This window comes from Saccharopolyspora sp. 6M, assembly GCF_020176775.1.
GTDB lineage: Bacteria > Actinomycetota > Actinomycetes > Mycobacteriales > Pseudonocardiaceae > Saccharopolyspora_C > Saccharopolyspora_C gregorii.
Map to the genome: position 1 here is coordinate 1 of NZ_JAIUJZ010000166.1, position 11,703 is coordinate 11,703.

The following is an 11,703-nucleotide window of genomic DNA, read 5'->3' on the forward strand; positions in this document are numbered from 1 at the left end:
GGGCCGAACCGGCCCACGCCCGGTCGGGGGTCGGGGACGCGGGCCGGTCCGGCCCTCGGGCGGTCGGCACCGAGGGCCTGCTGGAAATCTCAGGCGGCTTCCGGCGTGGGGCGCGGTTCTCGGCCGTTCACGTCCGAAGCGCACGGGTCGCACATCCCGCGCGGCCGCTCCGGGCGCCCGAGGCGGCGGTGCACCCGGCCGCGGATCACGTGGCCGCAGCGGGCGATCGGCCGTGCGCCACCGGTGCGCAGCTCCACCACGTGCCACACCGATTCCTGCTCCGAGGCCATGAACACCCGTGCCATCGATCGCTCCATTCGTTGTCGCCATCCCACTCCCGCCTGTGCAAGAACTATAAACCTGTGCATGCACAACGCGGCAAGATCTCCTTCGGGTGAAGCGGGGACAGGACAGGGCTCTGGCTAGGATTTGTGCATGCCCAGCACAGCCGACACACCTCGAGCGCGACAGCTCGGAGCGGAGCTGCGCGCAGCGCGCAAAGCAGCAGGTTTGTCCACCAGCGAACTGGGGACTCGGCTCGGGCGAAGCCACACCCATGTTTCCCGTTGGGAGAACGGCAAACTGACGCCGCGCGAGGCCGATGTCGGCGCCGTGCTGGGAATCCTCGGCGTCACCGGCGACGAGCGCGAACGCCTGTTGCAACTCGCCCGGGATGCCGGAGATCCGAACTGGGTAGCGCCAGGAGTCGGCAAACAGCTGACCGTGCTGACCGAGTACGAGCGCACCGCTCAGCGCATCACCGATGTCGAACCACTGCTCATCCCAGGACTGCTGCAGACCGGCAACTACGCACGTTCGATCATGCGCGGAGCGGGCGCCACCCGCGGCGAAGCGGACAAGCGCGTGACCTATCGACTGGGACGCCGAGATGTGCTCAGCCGCCGCACACCGGCCGCCTTGAACGCGATCATCGGTGAACACGCCCTCCGCTATCCGCCGTGCGAACCCGCCGTGATGGTCGAACAACTCCGACATCTCTCGGAGTGGGTTCAGCGGGACAACGTCGAGGCCCAGGTCCTGCCGCTCGGTGGCGGATATTCTCCCGCGCTCGAAGGCCCGTTCGTGCTGATCGAATTCAGTCGGGACAAGCCGGTGGTGCATCTCGAGCACTACCGCTCCAGTACGACCATCACCGATGCCAAGGACGTGCAGGACTACCAGAACGCAGCCGAGAGACTTCGCGGGATGGCGATGAGCCGCGAAGCCTCTGCGGCTCTCGTCGCTGAGATCACCGATCAGATGGAGAAAGAGAAATGAGCAAGGCCTTCCGCTGGCGGAAATCGAGCTACAGCGGCAACCAGACCAACTGCGTCGAGATCGGGCGCGCGGACGGCCGGGCCGCCATCCGCGACACCAAGAATCGCGCGGCCGGGTACTTGGTCACCGATCTTCCGCGGTGGTCCGAGTTCCTCACCGCGGTGAAGACCGGGCGCTACGACCGCTGACACCACGGACGGCCTCGGTGGTGGCCCCGGCTCGCGGGGTCACCAGCCGAGCTCGCCGTCCGGCTCCTGGAAGGTGCCGGTGGGGCCGCGGCCCGGTGGTGGCCATCCCGTTCACGACTTCGGCGCTCTCCTCGACGGGACGTCCGCCGCCGGTGGCGGTGCGGCCGGTGGCTGGTCGATCGCCGCCGCGCAGCGGCGCCCCAGGTCGGCGACCGCGGCGCGCAGCTCCGGCGGCCCGACCACCTCGAAGTCCACCCCGAACCGCGCGATCGCCACCGCCAGCCCGGACCACGACCAGGAACCGGCCAGCAACCGGCAGCGGCCCTCGTCGAGCGGTTCCACCAGGTCGTCCGACAGGAACTCGGCGACCTCCTCCGCCGGTCGGTGCAGCACCACCTCCCCGCGGCACGGCCAGCCCTGCGCGCCCCGGAACTTCTCGGTGATGAACCGCGCCACGTCGCCCCCGGGCACCTCGCGCGGCGCGAAGCGCGGCCCCGTCGGCGTGCGCGGCGCGATCCGGTCGGCGCGGAAGGTGCGCCAGTCCGCCCGGTCCAGGTCCCACGCCACCAGGTACCAACGCCCGCCCCAGGTGATCAGGTGGTGCGGCTGCACCCGCCGCGGCGGTCCCTCCCGCCTCGGGTGCAGGTAGTCGAAGCGCAGCTCCTCGCGGGCGTGCACCGCGGCGCTGAGCGCCACCAGCACGCCGCGCTCCACCCGCACCCGCGCCTCCGGCTGCGGAACCGCGGTCACCCGGACCGTGTCCACGCGGTGCCGCAGCCGGGCGGGCAGCACCTGGCGGATCGTGTGCAGCGCGCGCTGCGCCGCCTCCTCCAGCCCCGCCCCCGAGGTGCCGGCGAGCTGGAGCGCGAGGGTGAGCGCCACGGCCTGGTCGTCGTCGAACAGCAGCGGCGGCAACTCGCTGCCCGCGCCCAGCCGGTAACCGCCGTCCGGCCCCTTGATCGCCGCGATCGGATAACCGAGCTCCCGCAACCGGTCCACGTCGCGGCGCACCGTGCGCGGGCTGACGTCGAGGCGTTCGGCGAGCAGCGCGCCCGGCCAGTCCCGGCGGGCCTGCAGCAGGGACAGCAACGACAGCAACCGCGCGGAGGTCTTCGGCACGACCCCATAGTGCCCGGAGAAGCGGACGCGTCCTGGCCGCTACCGGTGTCAAGGTGGGGCCCACGACGACGAAGCACCACCGGAAGGACCACCGTGACCACCACCCTCGACGCCGAGCGCGCCGACCTGCTCGCCGAGCTCGACGCCGCCCGCACGGCGCTGATCACCACCACCGACGGGCTGGACGACGAGCAGCTCGGGCTGCGGCCGACGGTCAGCGAGCTGTGCCTGGGCGGTCTGATCAAGCACGTGACGTCCGTGGAGCGCAACTGGGTGCGCTTCATCCTCGAAGGCACCTCCGCGATGGCCGTCGAACTGCCCGACGGCGTCACCTGGGAGGACCTGATGGCGGGGACGGCGACGACGCTGCCGCAGCGCATGATCGAGTTCCAGGAGGAGTTCCGGATGCGGCCCGGCGACACCCTCGCCGACGTCCTCGCCCGCTACCAGGAGGTCGCCGCGCGCACCGCGGAGGTCGTGTCCGCGCTGCCCGACCTGAACGTCGCGCACCCGCTGCCGGAGGTGCCGTGGAACCCGCCGGGCGAGGTGCGCAGCGCGCGCCGGGTGCTGATCCACGTGATCGCCGAGACGACCCAGCACGCCGGGCACGCCGACATCCTGCGGGAGACCATCGACGGCCGCCGCGGCTTCTGATCCCTCCCGCGAACAGGACACGAGATGACCGTCCTCGGAACCCGCGCGCTCAACCGCGCGACGCTCGCCCGGCAACTGCTGCTGGACCGCGCCGACCTGCCGGTGGCGGCGGCCGTGGCGCACCTGTGCGGGATGCAGGCGCAGGAACCGCAGGCCCCGTTCGCGGGACTGTTCGCCCGGCTGCGCGGATTCGACCCCGGAGAGCTCTCCGACCTGCTGGTGCGGCGGAGGCTGGTGCGCACGCACCTGATGCGCCGCACCGTGCACCTGCTCACCGCCGAGGACGCGCTCGGCTGGCGGTCCCGGCACGACGCGATGCTGCGGCAGCGCGGCCTCGCGGCCTACCGCCGCGACTTCGACGGGATCGACCTGGACGAGCTGGCCGCCGCGGGCCGGGCGGCGCTCGCCGACGGCGAACCGCGGACGATGGCCGAACTGGCCGGGGCGCTCACCGACCGCTGGCCGGGCCCGTCCCGGCGGGCGCTGGGCGAAGTGCTGGTGGCGGCGCTGGTCCCAGCGGTGCAGCTCCCGCCGCGCGGGTTGTGGCGCAGCGGTGGCGGGGTGCGGGTGGTGCCGCTCGCGGACTGGCTGGGTCGCGAGGTCGACCCGCCGTCGCCGCCGGGTTCCGATCCGGTGGGGCGGGAGCTGGTGCGCCGCTACCTGGCCGCGTTCGGCCCGGCGGCGACCGCCGACGTGCGCGCCTGGTCGGGGCTCGCCGGGCTGCCGGGCGCGGTGGCCGAGCTTCGCCCGGAACTGGTGTCGTTCCGCGACGAGCGGGGCCGCGAGCTGCTCGACCTGCCGGACGCACCGCGCCCCGACCCGGACGTGCCCGCACCGGTGCGGTTCCTGCCCGCGTTCGACAACGCGGTCCTCGGCTATCACGACCGGAGCCGGATCGTGGCCGACGAGCACCGCGGCCTGTCCGTGGCGGGCGAGCGGGTGGTGCTGGTCGACGGCAGGTTCGCGGGAACCTGGCGGGCGGAGGCGGACGCGCTGCGGGTCGATCCGCTGCGCCGCCTCACCGCCGCCGAACGGTCCGCCGTCGCCGACGAGGGCCGGGAGCTCGCGCTGTTCCTCTCGGCCGGACAGCACGACGACGTGCACCTCCCCAGGTGAGCGGCCCGCTCGACCAGCGCCACGGGGCGAACGGGCCGCTCACCTGACATCCAGAGGTGGTCCAAGCCGCTTCGCATCCCGTGGTGACGCCGGAACCCGTCGAGGGGTAAGGAAGAAGCATGGAGATCACGATCGACGAGAACGGCGTCGTGGTGCTGCTGGACAGCGCGCCCCCGCCCGAGGTGCACGAGACGGTCCGGGCGGCCGCGGCCGGGTGCCCGGCAGCGGCGATCCGGGCCCGCGGATGAGCGCCGGGCGCATCGCGGTGATCGGCGCCTCCGCCGCCGGGCTCACCGCGGCGGAGCAGCTGCGCCGCAGCGGCTGGGACGGGGAGATCGCACTGGTCGGCGCGGAACCGCACCTGCCCTACGACCGGCCGCCGCTGTCCAAGCAGGTGCTGTCCGGCGCGTGGGAACCGGACCGCACCGGGCTGCGCGCCGCCGACGCGCTCGACGGGCTCGACCTGGACCTGCGGCTGGGTACCCGGGCGACCGGGCTGGACGTGGCCGATCGCCGGGTGCTGCTCGGCGCGGACGCGCTGGACTGCGACGGGGTGATCATCGCGACCGGTGTCGCGGCCCGCGCGCTGCCGGAGCAGTCGCCGGGGGCGCACGTGCTGCGCACCCTCGACGACGCGCTGGCGCTGCGCGCACCGCTGGCGTTCCCCGGGCGGCGGCTGGTCGTCGTCGGCGCCGGGGTGCTCGGCGTCGAGGTCGCCGCGGTCGCCCGCGAACTCGGGCACGAGGTGGTGCTGGTCGCGCCGGAACCGGTGCCGATGGAACGCGCCATCGGCGCCGAAGCGGGCGCGCTGCTGGCCGCCGCGCACCGGGCGCACGGCGTCGAGCTGCGGCTCGGCGAATCCGTCGCCGGGCTCGTCCACGACGAGGGCCGCACCCGCGGCGTGCGGCTGGCCGGTGGCGAGGAGATCACCGGGGACGCGGTGCTGGTCGCGATCGGCTCCACGCCGGCCGTGGACTGGCTTGCCGACAGCGGGCTGGACCTCGCCGACGGCGTCGGCTGCGACGAGTTCTGCGCGGCGGCCCCCGGTGTCTACGCGGCCGGGGACGTGGCGCGCTGGCCGCACCCGGTGCTGGGCCGCCCGGTCCGGGTGGAGCACCGGATGAACGCCACCGAGCAGGGCATGGCGGCCGCGCGGAACCTGCTGGCCGAACTGGACCCGGAGCGCTTCGGGGAGCGGAGCCCGTTCGCCCCGGTGCCGTATTTCTGGTCCGACCAGTACCGGTTCAAGGTGCAGGCGTTCGGCGACCTGGCCGAACCGGACGAGGTGCGGCTGCGCGTGCTCGACGGCGCCGATCCGGCGGCGCCGAAGGTCGCGGCCCTCTACCGCCGTGGCAGCACGGCCTGCGGGGCGCTCACCATCGGTGTGCCCCCGAAACCCACCCGCACGCTCCGGACCCTGGTCGCCGACCCGCGGCCGTGGGACGAGGCCGTCACCGCGCTGGAGGCCGTCCCCACCTGATCCCGCCCCGGGGACGGCGAACGGGAGGCGCACCGGCCAGCACCTCGCGCACGTCCCGCACCGGCAACGGCCGCGACCGGTTCGTCACCGACCTCGGCGACCTGGGAGATCGAGCAGCCCGGCGCACCGTCCTCCCCCGTGCGGTGACCAGCACCCGCCCGGCCGGACGACCCCCTCGCGGACCGCGTCCGGCCGGGCGAGGGCGAGCCGTGCCGACGATCCCGTGCCGGTAGCATCTCCCTGGTCAACGGTGTTCGTCAGCACCCATGCGCGCGCCGGCGTCGGCCGGATTCAGCGGGGTCTGCACCGAAACAACGCTATTGGAGCATTCTCGAATGACCCGCCACCTGGTAACCAGTGCGCTCCCGTACATCAACGGCATCAAGCACCTGGGCAACATGGTCGGCTCCATGCTCCCCGCCGACGTCTACTCCCGGTACTTGCGCCAGCGCGGGCACGAGGTGCTCTACATCTGCGCCACCGACGAGCACGGCACCCCGGCCGAGCTGGCCGCCGCCGACGCCGGGCTGCCGGTCGCGGAGTTCTGCGAGCAGCAGCACCGGGCGCAGGCCGAGATCTACCGCGGTTTCGAGCTCTCCTTCGACCACTTCGGACGCACCTCCTCGGAGCAGAACCGCGAGATCACCCAGCACTTCGCGCGGAAGCTGCACGAGCACGGCTTCATCGAGCAGCAGTCGATCCGGCAGGTCTACTCGCCCGCCGACGGCCGGTTCCTGCCGGACCGCTACATCATCGGCACCTGCCCGCACTGCGGCTACGAGAAGGCCCGCGGCGACCAGTGCGAGAACTGCACCCGGGTGCTCGACCCGACCGACCTCGTGGAACCGCGGTCGGCGATCAGCGGCAGCACCGAACTGGAGGTCCGCGAGACCAAGCACCTGTTCCTCACCCAGTCGAAGCTGACCGACGAGGTGGAGGGCTGGCTGGACGAGGCGAGCGGCGAGTGGCCGAACCTGTCCTCCTCCATCGCCCGGAAGTGGATCACCGAGGGGCTGCGGGACCGCTCCATCACCCGCGACCTCGACTGGGGCGTCCCGGTGCCCGCCGACACCTGGCCGGAGCTGGCCGCCGAGGGCAAGGTCTTCTACGTCTGGTTCGACGCGCCGATCGGCTACATCGGCGCCACCAAGGAGTGGTCCGACCTGGCGCCGGGCGAGCGGGACTGGAAGTCCTGGTGGTACGAGGCCGAGGACGTCACCTACACCGAGTTCATGGCCAAGGACAACGTCCCGTTCCACACCGTGATGTTCCCGGCGACCGAGCTGGGCACCCGCGAGCCGTGGAAGATGGTCGACTTCGTCCAGTCGTTCAACTGGCTGACGTACTACGGCGGGAAGTTCTCCACCAGCGACCAGCGCGGCATCTTCACCGACCAGGCACTGGAGCTGCTGCCCGCCGACTACTGGCGCTACTTCCTCATCGCGAGCGCGCCGGAGTCCGACGACTCCTCGTTCTCCTGGGAGCTGTTCGCCTCGGTGGTGAACAAGGACCTCGCCGACACCCTCGGCAACTTCGTGAACCGGGTGTTGTCGTTCTCCCGCAAGCGGTTCGGCGACCAGGTGCCCGCCGGGGACGCCGCCGGGGAACCGGAGCGGCGGCTCGCCGCGGAGATCGGCGGGCTGCTCGCCGACTACCAGACCCACCTGGAGGCCAAGCAGTTCCGCAAGGCCGCCCAGGCGCTGCGGTCCATGTGGAGCGCGGGCAACTCCTACCTGGAGGAGAAGGCGCCCTGGATCCAGATCCGCACCGACCAGGACGCGGCCGCGCTGACGCTGCGCACCGCGATGAACCTGATCTACCTGTACGCGGTGGTGTCCGAACCGCTGGTCCCGGGCGCGGCGAAGGCGATGCGCGCGGCGTTCGCCTCCGACGACCCGCAGCGCAGCTGGGTGTCGGTCGAGGAGGCGCGGTCCTTCGAGCTCGTCCCGGCGGGCACCGACTTCACCATCCCGCCGGTGCTGTTCGCGAAGGTCACCGAGGACGACCTGGCGGACTACCGGGCCCGTTTCGGCGGCGCCCCCGACGAGAGCTGACCCGCGCGGACGACGCCACGAACGGCCCACCAGCCCGGCAGGATCGGGTGGGTGGGCCGTTCTCATGCGGTCGGTGGTTCCCTCGCGGCGACGGCGCGCCGGCTGTCAGCTGTGCCCGAGCTCCGACGGCGTTCCGGCGGCCGACGGCGTTCGGGCGGTCAGAGGCGCTCCGACGGCCGCCATCGCTCCCGCGGCCGCCATCGCTCCGGCCGTCAGCGGCGTTCGGGCGGGGTGAGGTCGGCGACCGGGCCGACGATGATCACCGCGGGCGGGGCGACGTCGTGGGCGCGGACCGCGTCGGCGGCCTCGGCGAGCGTGGTGCGCACCGCCCGCTGGGTGCGCATGGTCCCCTCCTGCACGATCGCGACCGGCGACTTCGGGTCGCGGCCGTGCTCGATCAGCACCGCGGCGAACTCGCCGATGCGCTTGACCGCCATCATCAGCACCAGCGTGCCGCGCAGCCGCGCCAGCGCGGGCCAGTCCACCAGCGAGGTCTCGTCGTGCGGGCCGACGTGCCCGGACACCACCACGACCTCGTGCGCCACCCCGCGGTGCGTGACCGGCACGTCGGCCGCGGCGGGCACGGAGAACGCGCTGGTGATGCCGGGGACCGAGGTGACCGGCACCCCGGCGGCCACGCAGGCCAGCAGTTCCTCGTAGCCGCGGCCGAACAGGTACGGGTCGCCGCCCTTGAGGCGCACCACGAACTTCCCGGCGCGCGCGTGCTCCACCAGCAGTTCGTTGATCACGTCCTGGTTGGCGGCGCGGCCGTACGGGATCTTGGAGGCGTCCACGACCTCCACGTGCGGGCCGAGCTCCTCCAGCAGCTCGCGCGGGGCCAGCCGGTCGGTGATCACCACGTCGGCCCGGCCGAGCAGCTGCCTGCCGCGCACCGTGATCAGGTCCGGGGCGCCGGGGCCGCCGCCGACGAGCGCGACGCCCGGTGCGGGCCGCTCCGCGTGCTCGTCCACGACCCCGGAGCGCAGCGCGGTGACCAGCGCGTCCCGCACCGCGGCGGAACGCCGGTGCGCTCCCCCGGCGAGCACGCCGAGCAGCAGCCCGCCGTGCTCGGCGACGGCCGGGGTCACCGCGGTGCCCTGCGCGGCGTCGTCGGCGCGCACGCAGAACACCCGGCGGCGCTCGGCTTCGGCGGAGACGGCGGCGTTGACCTCGTGGCCCGTCGCGCACGCCACCGCGTACCAGGCGCCGTCCAGATCGCCGTCCGCGTACGGCCTGCGGTGCCAGGTGATCTCCCCGGTCTGGGCCATCGCCTCGACCGCGGGCGTCGCCTCCGGCGAGATGACCTCCACGCGCGCGCCCGCGCCGATCAGCCGGGGCACGCGCCGCTGCGCGACGCCGCCCGCACCGACCACCACCACCCGCCTGCCGGTGAGGTCGAGTCCCGCGAAGTAGTGGTGTTCGCCCGAGGTGTGCTGCGCAGATGAGTGCGTGGTCATGCCGTCCGTCGTTCGTGTCGATGTTCACCGCGGCGCCGTTGCCGTGGCCTGAGCGCGGGACGCCGCTGCGTCACCTCGACCCGTCGCCGGGTCCGATCCGCCGGGGCGGGGCGCCTGCCGAGCGCGGCGCCGGACCATCCTGCCACGGGGAGCCGCCGGGGCCGCCGCCGAACGATCCGGGGGGCGCCTCGACCGACCGCAGTATCGTCACCCGCCCCGGAACGGAGGTCAAACCTGCGGTGACCTCTCTCACCAGCGCAACCGCCTCCCGGACCGCTTTGCCGCGCGGTCCTCGGCGGCGCATCCTGGGGGCAGGCGAACCAGGGAGGCGGCCATGCACGCGAACCGGACGCTCACACTGGACATGCAGGTCGTCGAAGCCGGCATGAAGACCACCGCGGACGTCGGGATGGTCACCGGCGACGGCAGGGCGCTGCACGGGCACGGCGCCGCGCGGCGGCACCCGGACGACCCGGACGTCCCGCAGATCGGAGATGAGATCGCGCTCGCCAGGGCGCTGTTCGAACTCGGCCACAAGCTGCTCGACACCGCCGCGGAGGACATCGGCACCCGCCAGCACCGGCGCGTGCACCTCATGGCGTGAGGTCGCGGTCCCCGGTGCTCCCGGGGCGACGATCCGGCCGTCAGCCGCGCACGCCGGGGATCCATTCGGTGTGCACGGCCCGGCAGGCCGGTTCGTCCTGGACGGCGGCGCGCAGCGGTGCCGCGTCGTCCGTGCCGACGAGGGCCACGGTGCGGCCCCCGGCCGCCAGTTCGGCGGCGGCGAGCGCACCTTCCTCGGCGGACCCGACGCGGCGGGTCACGGCGCCCGGGTGCAGCAGGTCGCGGATCAGCTCCAGCTCCGGCGCCCCGCCGACGACAGCGGCGGCGTGGCGCAGTTCCGCGTCCGCGCGCGGGGTGCGCAGGTCCGCCAGCCCCGGGCCGAGACCGATCGTGGTGATCCGGCCGCGCGGGCGGATCCGGGCGGCGGCGACGGTGACGCCGTCGGCGCCCAGCTTCGGCACGACCAGCCGCACCTCGGCGTCCTCCCCGGCGAGCTCGCGGGCGGCGCGCAGCGCGGCGGCCTCCGCGACGGACGCGGTGCCCACCTCGGCCCGCACCCGTTCGCTCGGGTTCGGCACGTCCTCCTCTGCGAGCTCGGCCGCCGGGTAGGAGCGCAGCGGTAGCTCCTCGGCGTCCGCCGAGTGCCAGAAACCCAGGTCCTGCACCGCGTCCAGGATGCCGCGCTCCTCCGCCTTCGCCTCCGCGGTGGCGAACGCCCGGATCGCGCGCGGGTCCAGCCCGTGCTCCCGGTCGAGCCGGGACATCAGCCCGGTCACCGCGGTCCGCGACACGCCCCGCACGGCACCGACGCCCACCACCAGCGTCGGCGGGATCAACCGCACCACGCGGTCGCCGAGATCTTCCCCGGGCCGCCGGTCGTCGACCACCACCGTCCAGACCGGATCCTCCCGGTCCGGCGACACGTTCTCCGGCAGCGCGGGGAGCGGGAACCCGTGCGGGTTCACCAGCAGCACCGGTTCCTCGTCGTCGATCGCCCGAGCGCACCCGGCGAGATCACCGTCCGCGGTGGCCCCGAGCCGGTCCACGAGCTCGTCCAGCTCGGTGGCCGCCGCGCCCGCGGTGAGCACCGGGATCCGCCCCAGCACCTCCGCGATCCGCGGCGCGATCGCCTGCGCCCCACCGGAGACGGTGACGGCGAAGTGCTCGTCCACGCACACCACCTCCGGATCGGTGCGTTCGGCGCGCAGCAGCGGCGCGATCAGCCGCACCGCCGCGCCCACCGGCAGGAACAGCACCACCCCGTCCAGCGAGGACCACATCCGGCGCAGCGCCGGGCCCGGCCCGCCGTCGACCAGCACCGCGTCCGGCCCCCACCGGGCGGCCAGCTCGTTCGCGGTGCGCTGCTCCTGCGGGGTGCGCGGGAACAGACCGATCACGAGTCGGCCTTGCGGTGCCCGGACACCAGCACCACCGGTGCCGTGGGTTCCAGCTTGGAGCCGCCGTCGGCGAGCTCCACCAGCCTGCTGGCGGCCAGCTGCACCCCGCGGACCTGGTAGCCCGCGGTGCGCAACGCCTCCCGGGTCGGCCCGACTCGCTCCAGCTCGGTCAGCTCCACCACGATCCGCGCCGCGCCCGCGTGCGCGCAGGCCGCGACCACGTCCGGACCGCCACCGCCGACGAACACGCCGTCCGGTTTCGGCAGGTCCCGCAACGAGTCCGGCGCGGCCCGCTCCACGACCCGCACGTCCACGCCGTGCCCGGCGGCGTTGGTGATCAGCCGCACCACCTGGGTCTCGTCGGACTCGACGGCGATCGTGGCGGCGCCGAGCCGG

At 73.9% G+C, this 11,703-nt stretch carries 12 protein-coding genes and 1 pseudogene; 8 read left to right on the top strand and 5 right to left on the bottom strand.

Annotated features, from left to right (window positions below; genetic code table 11):
- Nucleotides 1-89: 89 nt before the first annotated feature.
- Complete coding sequence (locus tag LCD31_RS20875; protein WP_224960427.1) at nt 90-305, bottom strand: hypothetical protein; 216 nt, start codon at nt 303-305, stop codon at nt 90-92.
- Nucleotides 306-435: 130 nt separating this feature from the next.
- On the opposite strand from LCD31_RS20875, the gene LCD31_RS20880 reads away from it, so the two are divergent.
- Nucleotides 436-1,278, top strand: coding sequence for a helix-turn-helix transcriptional regulator (locus LCD31_RS20880; protein ID WP_224960428.1), 843 nt, complete (start codon nt 436-438; stop codon nt 1,276-1,278).
- Nucleotides 1,275-1,466 carry a DUF397 domain-containing protein gene (locus LCD31_RS20885; protein ID WP_224960429.1) on the top strand — a complete coding sequence of 64 codons (192 nt, stop codon included), beginning with the start codon at nt 1,275-1,277 and terminating at the stop codon, nt 1,464-1,466. The genes LCD31_RS20880 and LCD31_RS20885 overlap by 4 nt, the downstream gene beginning before the upstream one ends.
- Nucleotides 1,467-1,577: 111 nt before the next feature.
- On the opposite strand, the gene LCD31_RS20890 is transcribed toward LCD31_RS20885, so the two are convergent.
- Nucleotides 1,578-2,585 (bottom strand): YafY family protein, encoded by a 1,008-nt coding sequence (locus LCD31_RS20890; protein ID WP_224960430.1) that lies wholly within the window; start codon nt 2,583-2,585, stop codon nt 1,578-1,580.
- A gap of 93 nt (nt 2,586-2,678) precedes the next feature.
- On the opposite strand from LCD31_RS20890, the gene LCD31_RS20895 reads away from it, so the two are divergent.
- The 5 genes from LCD31_RS20895 (at nt 2,679) to metG (ending at nt 7,889) form a co-directional block, all read left to right on the top strand.
- The gene (locus tag LCD31_RS20895; RefSeq protein WP_224960431.1) at nt 2,679-3,239 is read left to right on the top strand and encodes a DinB family protein; all 561 of its coding nucleotides are present in this window, start codon (nt 2,679-2,681) and stop codon (nt 3,237-3,239) included.
- 24 nt (nt 3,240-3,263) lie between these two features.
- Nucleotides 3,264-4,355 carry a winged helix DNA-binding domain-containing protein gene (locus LCD31_RS20900; RefSeq protein ID WP_224960432.1) on the top strand — a complete coding sequence of 364 codons (1,092 nt, stop codon included), beginning with the start codon at nt 3,264-3,266 and terminating at the stop codon, nt 4,353-4,355.
- A 119-nt stretch (nt 4,356-4,474) separates the two neighbouring features.
- Nucleotides 4,475-4,603 (top strand): hypothetical protein, encoded by a 129-nt coding sequence (locus LCD31_RS29205; RefSeq protein WP_255615711.1) that lies wholly within the window; start codon nt 4,475-4,477, stop codon nt 4,601-4,603.
- Nucleotides 4,600-5,835, top strand: a complete 1,236-nt coding sequence (locus tag LCD31_RS20905; protein WP_224960434.1) for an NAD(P)/FAD-dependent oxidoreductase — start codon at nt 4,600-4,602, stop codon at nt 5,833-5,835. The genes LCD31_RS29205 and LCD31_RS20905 overlap by 4 nt, the downstream gene beginning before the upstream one ends.
- 335 nt (nt 5,836-6,170) lie before the next feature.
- Complete coding sequence (metG, locus tag LCD31_RS20910) at nt 6,171-7,889, top strand: methionine--tRNA ligase (RefSeq protein WP_224960436.1); 1,719 nt, start codon at nt 6,171-6,173, stop codon at nt 7,887-7,889.
- A gap of 212 nt (nt 7,890-8,101) precedes the next feature.
- On the opposite strand, the gene cobA is transcribed toward metG, so the two are convergent.
- Complete coding sequence (cobA, locus tag LCD31_RS20915) at nt 8,102-9,346, bottom strand: uroporphyrinogen-III C-methyltransferase (protein WP_224960438.1); 1,245 nt, start codon at nt 9,344-9,346, stop codon at nt 8,102-8,104.
- Nucleotides 9,347-9,680: 334 nt separating this feature from the next.
- Here cobA and LCD31_RS20920 point away from each other — a divergent pair, with 334 nt between their 5' ends.
- Complete coding sequence (locus LCD31_RS20920; protein WP_224960439.1) at nt 9,681-9,950, top strand: DUF1876 domain-containing protein; 270 nt, start codon at nt 9,681-9,683, stop codon at nt 9,948-9,950.
- Nucleotides 9,951-9,990: 40 nt separating this feature from the next.
- Here LCD31_RS20920 and LCD31_RS20925 read toward each other — a convergent pair whose 3' ends face one another.
- Both LCD31_RS20925 and LCD31_RS20930 read right to left on the bottom strand, forming a co-directional pair.
- A complete protein-coding gene (locus LCD31_RS20925; RefSeq protein ID WP_224960440.1) occupies nt 9,991-11,307 on the bottom strand; it encodes a cobalamin biosynthesis protein in 1,317 nt (438 codons plus the stop codon).
- Nucleotides 11,304-11,703, bottom strand: a pseudogene (locus LCD31_RS20930) (precorrin-6y C5,15-methyltransferase (decarboxylating) subunit CbiE); the annotation flags it as partial. The pseudogene LCD31_RS20930 and the gene LCD31_RS20925, both read right to left, overlap by 4 nt.

Excerpts from the sequence above, each read along its gene's own strand:
- LCD31_RS20875 (WP_224960427.1), bottom strand. The coding sequence starts at position 305 with ATGGCACGGGTGTTCATGGCCTCGGAGCAGGAATCGGTGTGGCACGTG.
- LCD31_RS20880 (WP_224960428.1), top strand. The coding sequence starts at position 436 with ATGCCCAGCACAGCCGACACACCTCGAGCGCGACAGCTCGGAGCGGAG.
- LCD31_RS20885 (WP_224960429.1), top strand. The coding sequence starts at position 1,275 with ATGAGCAAGGCCTTCCGCTGGCGGAAATCGAGCTACAGCGGCAACCAG.
- LCD31_RS20900 (WP_224960432.1), top strand. The coding sequence starts at position 3,264 with ATGACCGTCCTCGGAACCCGCGCGCTCAACCGCGCGACGCTCGCCCGG.
- LCD31_RS29205 (WP_255615711.1), top strand. The coding sequence starts at position 4,475 with ATGGAGATCACGATCGACGAGAACGGCGTCGTGGTGCTGCTGGACAGC.
- LCD31_RS20905 (WP_224960434.1), top strand. The coding sequence starts at position 4,600 with ATGAGCGCCGGGCGCATCGCGGTGATCGGCGCCTCCGCCGCCGGGCTC.
- metG (WP_224960436.1), top strand. The coding sequence starts at position 6,171 with ATGACCCGCCACCTGGTAACCAGTGCGCTCCCGTACATCAACGGCATC.
- cobA (WP_224960438.1), bottom strand. The coding sequence starts at position 9,346 with ATGACCACGCACTCATCTGCGCAGCACACCTCGGGCGAACACCACTAC.
- LCD31_RS20920 (WP_224960439.1), top strand. The coding sequence starts at position 9,681 with ATGCACGCGAACCGGACGCTCACACTGGACATGCAGGTCGTCGAAGCC.